At 52.7% G+C, this 5,499-nt stretch carries 3 protein-coding genes and 1 pseudogene; 3 read left to right on the top strand and 1 reads right to left on the bottom strand.

The genetic code is table 11. The features are described from left to right. Positions 1–501: pseudogene (locus ACSQ3I_RS27905) on the top strand (SulP family inorganic anion transporter); the annotation flags it as partial. Here ACSQ3I_RS27905 and ACSQ3I_RS27900 read toward each other — a convergent pair. After that, on the bottom strand, positions 452–706 hold the full coding sequence (locus tag ACSQ3I_RS27900; RefSeq protein WP_436004414.1) for a DUF4214 domain-containing protein: 255 nt from the start codon (positions 704–706) through the stop codon (positions 452–454). The pseudogene ACSQ3I_RS27905 and the gene ACSQ3I_RS27900 sit on opposite strands and share 50 nt — an antisense overlap. Before the next feature lie 645 nt (positions 707–1,351). Between ACSQ3I_RS27900 and ACSQ3I_RS27895 the strand changes: the two genes are divergently transcribed. Both ACSQ3I_RS27895 and ACSQ3I_RS27890 read left to right on the top strand, forming a co-directional pair. Then, entirely contained in the window at positions 1,352–3,379 is a 2,028-nt protein-coding gene (locus tag ACSQ3I_RS27895; protein WP_436004412.1) for an acyltransferase family protein, read from the top strand. A gap of 424 nt (positions 3,380–3,803) precedes the next feature. After that, complete coding sequence (locus ACSQ3I_RS27890) at positions 3,804–5,255, top strand: hypothetical protein (protein ID WP_436004410.1); 1,452 nt, start codon at positions 3,804–3,806, stop codon at positions 5,253–5,255. The last annotated feature ends 244 nt before the right edge of the window (positions 5,256–5,499 follow it).

The following is a 5,499-nucleotide window of genomic DNA, read 5'->3' as shown; positions in this document are numbered from 1 at the left end:
CTTATACCGGAAGCCATAGGGTTCTCAGTGATCGCGGGTGTCGATCCCAAAGTCGGCTTATACGCCTCCTTCGCAATTGCCTGCGTGGCCGCTTTTTTGGGCGGTCGGCCGGGCATGATCTCTGCTGCCACGGCGGCGACCGCCGTTGTCATGATATCGTTGGTCAAGGAGCACGGCCTTCAGTATCTGTTCGCCGCCACCATCCTGATGGGCCTCATCCAGATCGTCGCGGGATGGCTGAGGCTCGGCCGGGTGATGCGTTTCGTCTCCCGCTCGGTCATCACGGGCTTCGTCAACGCACTTGCGATCTTGATCTTCATGGCCCAGCTGCCCGAACTCATCAGAGTCCCGACGCTTACCTACGTCATGATCGCGGGCGGCCTCGCCATCATCTACCTCTTTCCATACGTGACGAAGGCCATTCCATCGCCGCTCGTGGCCATCGCGGTCCTCACGACCATGGCGTGGTGTTTTGGCATGGACCTACGCACCGTCGGTGACGATACACTTTTTCGACAATCGCAGAGTTCGATGTCCCAGAATAAAGATTTCTGTACTCCTCCGTCCCGGAGAATGCGTTCGTCAGATCGCTGAGAGAAGCACTCCCTCCGTCAACCTTGTCCTTCCAGAAGGATAAGCCCGCCGAGTCTGCTGGCCTGTTGAAGTAGGCGATATAGATTTTCTGGATGTCGTCTGCTGTAGTCATTGGGTCACATTCTTCCGTATGGTGGCTATATACCGGATAATTTCAACTCGGGTTCGACGGATCGTCCTAGATGACGCCTTGGATCGAGATTCGCCAGCAAGATCGAATCCATATGCAAAAGTTGTAAGTGTCCTCACCAACATTGGTGAGGACGGCTACGAAGCTCTGGACTATTCAATTCCGGTTGATTCTTTAGGCCATGATGGCTTATCAAGATTCGCGCCATGGATTGATGCTGCCATTTTAACATTACCCACCTACCTTATGTGTAAAAAATCAAAATATCATCCGATTTGACGACGCTCTTCTCTGTATTTATTTTATATAAATCCCATCATTGATTTCCGAAATTGGCATAGAATAGAGATATATTTATCTATATTACAATATAAATTCTTTGCATTTATTAGTTCGTAATTTATTTGGCAAAAAAATATAGGTGATTTTTTGCATAGATTCACGATACTTTCTTTAAGAGAAAGAATGGAAAATATGAGGGCATCGCAGCGACCCTGCATAAAAATCAACGAGAAGTGAAATGAACGTATTCTGGAATGCATGAATCCGTAAGATTTATCTGGGGTTGGGAAGGATGAATATTGCGGCCCATTCCCGTCGGTGTTGCGTTTTACATGGTGGGGTTGCATGAGAGATTTCAGAAGCGACATCAACGGGCTGCGTGCGTGGGCCGTCGTTCCTGTGATACTTTATCACTTTGGCGTGACGGGGTTTTCGGGCGGGTTTGTCGGCGTTGATATTTTCTTTGTAATCTCCGGTTTTCTGATGACGGGCCTCATTGTTCGGCATCTGCAAAATGGTTCGAGCCACGTAAGCCTCGGTGCGTTTGGGGCATTTTTGTTGCAGTTCTGGCTGGCGAGGGCACGACGCATTATCCCATCGTTGTTGGTGCTTTGCACAGTATTGATGGTGCTTGGATGGTTCTGGCTTCCGTCTTTGGACTATGAGAGACTGTCGTCCCATACCATCCCTGCGTTGCTGTTCGTTTCCAACATCAAATTCTGGCGCGAGGCGGGATATTTCGACATTGCCAGCCATGAGAAATGGCTGTTGCATACATGGTCACTCTCGGTGGAGTGGCAGTTTTATATCCTTCTGCCAATCATTTTGATGTCGTTCTGGCGGTTTTTCCCAAGCCGGAAGATGTTGGTCTGGCTCATGGCGGCGGGTATGCTGGCGTCCTTTGCGTTATGCGTATTTTTGACGGCATGGAAGCCAAGCGCGGCCTTCTACCTGTTGCCCGGGCGCGCATGGGAAATGTTGGCGGGCGGCCTGGTTTTCATGCTAAACGGCAATCTCGATTTAAATTCATTGCAGCGAAGACTGCTTGAGGCAGTGGGGTTGATCTTGATCGCTGTCGCCATTTTGGCGTTTGACGAACAAACCCTTTGGCCCGGATTTCATGCATTGGTTCCGGCAGCTGGCGCGGTGTTTGTACTAATCGCTGCTCGCAACGATTCATTCTGGACAGGAAACCGCCTGGCTCAACTTATAGGCGATAGCTCCTATTCGCTTTATCTATGGCATTGGCCGGTCAGCGTGTTGCTGCTGTACTTGGGTAATTCAGCTGACTTGAAAGCCATTCTCGCTAGTCTGGTTGCGACGGCTTGTCTGGGATGGATTTCCTACAAACTCGTCGAAACACCCGCACGTAAGTCATTTGCCGCACTGAAGCCGGTGCCTGCTATCAGTGTGATTATCGGCGCGTTCGCCATCGTAGGCGGAGCAAGCGCTAGTGTCTGGGAAAAGGGGGGAATACCGGGCCGAATGCCTGAATCCATCGAGCGCATGGCTGCAGGTGCTAAAGACAAAAACCCTCGCAGAGATGAGTGCATGGGCGATCCCTCCGCGCCACCCAAGGAGTGCACCTATGGTGGCCCCAAACTAGGCGTTGTTGTTTTGGGCGACAGCCATGCGGCATCGATGGTCCGCTCGGTGGAGAAAGCCTTGCCGAGCGGCCATTTGCATGTGCTGGACTGGACGTCGAGTGCTTGCCCCACCATCGAGAACCTGAAAGATTCGAATGCTCTACACGGTGATATTTGTGGAGCATTTGTCCATAGTGCTATTGACCGCCTAGAAAAAGAAGAGCAGCAAGTTCCGCTGCTTGTAGTCAACCGGATGAACGTGGTCTTCGAGCAAGCGCTGGACTTCGGAAACTTCAAGCCGAGAATGTACCTGGATACGTTACCGGCGACCTTCAATGACAACTACCGCCGTCAGATGCGTGACGGTGCCTTGGCAACCTTATGCAAGCTTGCAGCGCACAGACCCGTCTTTGTGTTGCGCTCAACGCCGGAGATGCAACAGAGCGTACCGGAAGCCATGTCCCACAGTGCATCGTTCTATGGTGAGAGTGGTCGGGTGACATTGCCAGTCAAAGAATACCGAGAAAGAAGCAAATGGGCGCATGAATTGCAGGATATGGCGGCGACGCAATGCGGCGTGAAGATTCTCGACCCAACACCTTATTTCTGCGACAAAAATCTCTGCTACGGCGACAAGGATGGAGTGCCACTGTATTTCGACGACGACCATCTCAGCGAACACGGCGCTCAAATGCTGATCCCACTATTCATGCAGATGTTTGCGGGAGGCGAGGCCCAGAGGCATTACCTCGACGGTGACATCAAAGCCCTTGTTGCCGAGCAATAGCGGTGTGGAATGAACCTGAGATGGGTGTTCCTCCTGTTTCCTGCACTCGGCGTGAGACCAAATGTTGGATCATCGGTGATCTCCCGCCGCGAGTTTACCCAGAACGAGTTTGAGTCAGACCCATCTGGCACTAGGAGTCGAGCAAGCAGAATCCGAGCCGGTTGTCGTTCGATAGCTAGATAGCTGTGTCTGCTGCAGGGGTGTCCTCGGCGGCTCATTGAATATGAATTTCGTATCCTCGCCGCCAAGCAGCACCTATAAAAAACTCGTCGCGAAAATTGTGGGGCGGTCATCCGCTGCAATCTTAACCCTGTTCGCTTACCTTGTATGCAAGAAGACGGAAAGCTCATCAATATTGGTGACCTCTCGACGTTAATTATTTGTTAACACTCCCTTCGCGGCATTTCCGAAGCAGGGGTTAACAATGCGTATCAAGTTTTTCAGCTCAGTCTCGACCACCGCGTTTCTGGCTGTTGCCGGTGTTGCGCTCGCAGGCGGCAACGATGCAACCATTCAACAGACTTCGAGTGTAAAGGACAGCAGTGCAACGGTTACCCAATATGGTCAGGCCGGTCGGGCGACAATCGGTCAGGCGGAGGTAAAGGAGCACAGCTCTTCCAGCATTACCCAGAAAGGTATCGGCGGGATTGCAGGCACGCAGCAGATTTGGGCATACGCCAGCCATCAAGCCGTAACGCAGGACAATGGCGGATACGCCAATGCCAAGCAATTGTGGTCGGTATCCAATAGCAGCCAAAATATCACGCAGAGCCAAGGGGGATATGCCAATGCTATTCAATGGTGGTCTGTAGGCAATAGCAGCCAAAACATTACGCAGAACCAAGGCGAATACGCCCATGCGGATCAAGATGGTGTGACCAGTGGAAGCCAAAACATCACGCAGAGCCACGGCGGAAACGCCAGTGTCAAACAAGTGTATGTAACCAATGGCACCCAAAAAATCACGCAGAACCAAGGCGGGTCCGCCCGTGCTAATCAAGATGACGTAACTAATGGCAGCCAAAACATCCACCAGACCGGCAACAGCATCGCTGTAATACTCGCTCTTACGAGCGACAATATCCAAGCTTCCATCACTCAGAACGGCGATGGAAACACCGCACAACTTTATCAAGGCCACAGCTACTATGTCGAGAACGCTGGCGTTTACAACGATGCCTCCGGCTCTTGGGCAGAGATTAACCAGTACGGTAACCAGAACCTCGGCTACCTGGAGCAGGTCGGTTTCGCGGGAACCGCTGGCATCTATCAGTCCGGCGACCTGAACGAAGGCCGCGTGCTGCAGAAGGGTGAGGGTGATTATGCTTCGCTCAGCCAGTGGGGCACAGGCAACAAGGGCAAGATCGTTCAAGAGGCCGATACCGTTAACACAATCGCCAACCAGAACGGATTGGGCAACGAGGCGACCATCACTCAGACGGGAGAAGGTTCTCACGCCGTTCTTACCCAATGGGGTGAGATCAACGAAACCACGCTGATTCAATCCGGCCTGAACGACTGGGCGACGATCCTGCAAGACGGCAGAAATCAAACCCTCAGCATGACCCAGTCAGTCGACTACGTGACCGCAACGGTCAATCAGTATGGCGAAGGAAACACCGCGACACTCTCGCAGTCCGGCACCACCAGCGACATTCTGGTCACCCAGAACGGCATCGACAATACGGCGACACTCACCCAGACGGCAATCGACAACAGCTGGGCATCGATTGTGCAGGGGGGCCGTGAGAACACCGCAACGTTGACCCAAGCCGGTAGCGCAAACTGGGCTGTTGTCAGCCAGAACGGCGACAACAATACCGCCACCCTGGATCAGCAGGGGTCTGGCAACACCGCTACCATCACTCAGTTCTGATCTGATCAAGAACTCAATCCAGCGGGGTCTCGATCCCGCTGGTACGGTCTGTGACCGGTCTTCTGGATAAGGAATTCGCGGGTTGATCGACGGCATCTCGCCCAAACCGCGATCCGCAGTGCGACCGTGAAGCTACCCGTGGCTGTAGAGCAAAGAGCGCCTTGAGGAGCTGTCGGCCATTGGCAGGACCTAGGTCATTCAGGCTCCGTGTGCCTGAAAACCCGGAACAAAGGGTACGAAAAAG

Source organism: Rhizobium sp. LjRoot30 (assembly GCF_964253915.1).
Taxonomy (GTDB): Bacteria; Pseudomonadota; Alphaproteobacteria; order Rhizobiales; family Rhizobiaceae; genus Metarhizobium.
Note: the sequence above shows the minus strand (reverse complement) of the source record. Positions and strands in the feature narration are given on the sequence as shown.

What these genes read in the sequence shown, in the direction of transcription:
- ACSQ3I_RS27900 (WP_436004414.1), bottom strand. Translation starts at nt 706, where the DNA reads ATGACTACAGCAGACGACATCCAGAAAATCTATATCGCCTACTTCAAC.
- ACSQ3I_RS27895 (WP_436004412.1), top strand. Translation starts at nt 1,352, where the DNA reads ATGAGAGATTTCAGAAGCGACATCAACGGGCTGCGTGCGTGGGCCGTC.
- ACSQ3I_RS27890 (WP_436004410.1), top strand. Translation starts at nt 3,804, where the DNA reads ATGCGTATCAAGTTTTTCAGCTCAGTCTCGACCACCGCGTTTCTGGCT.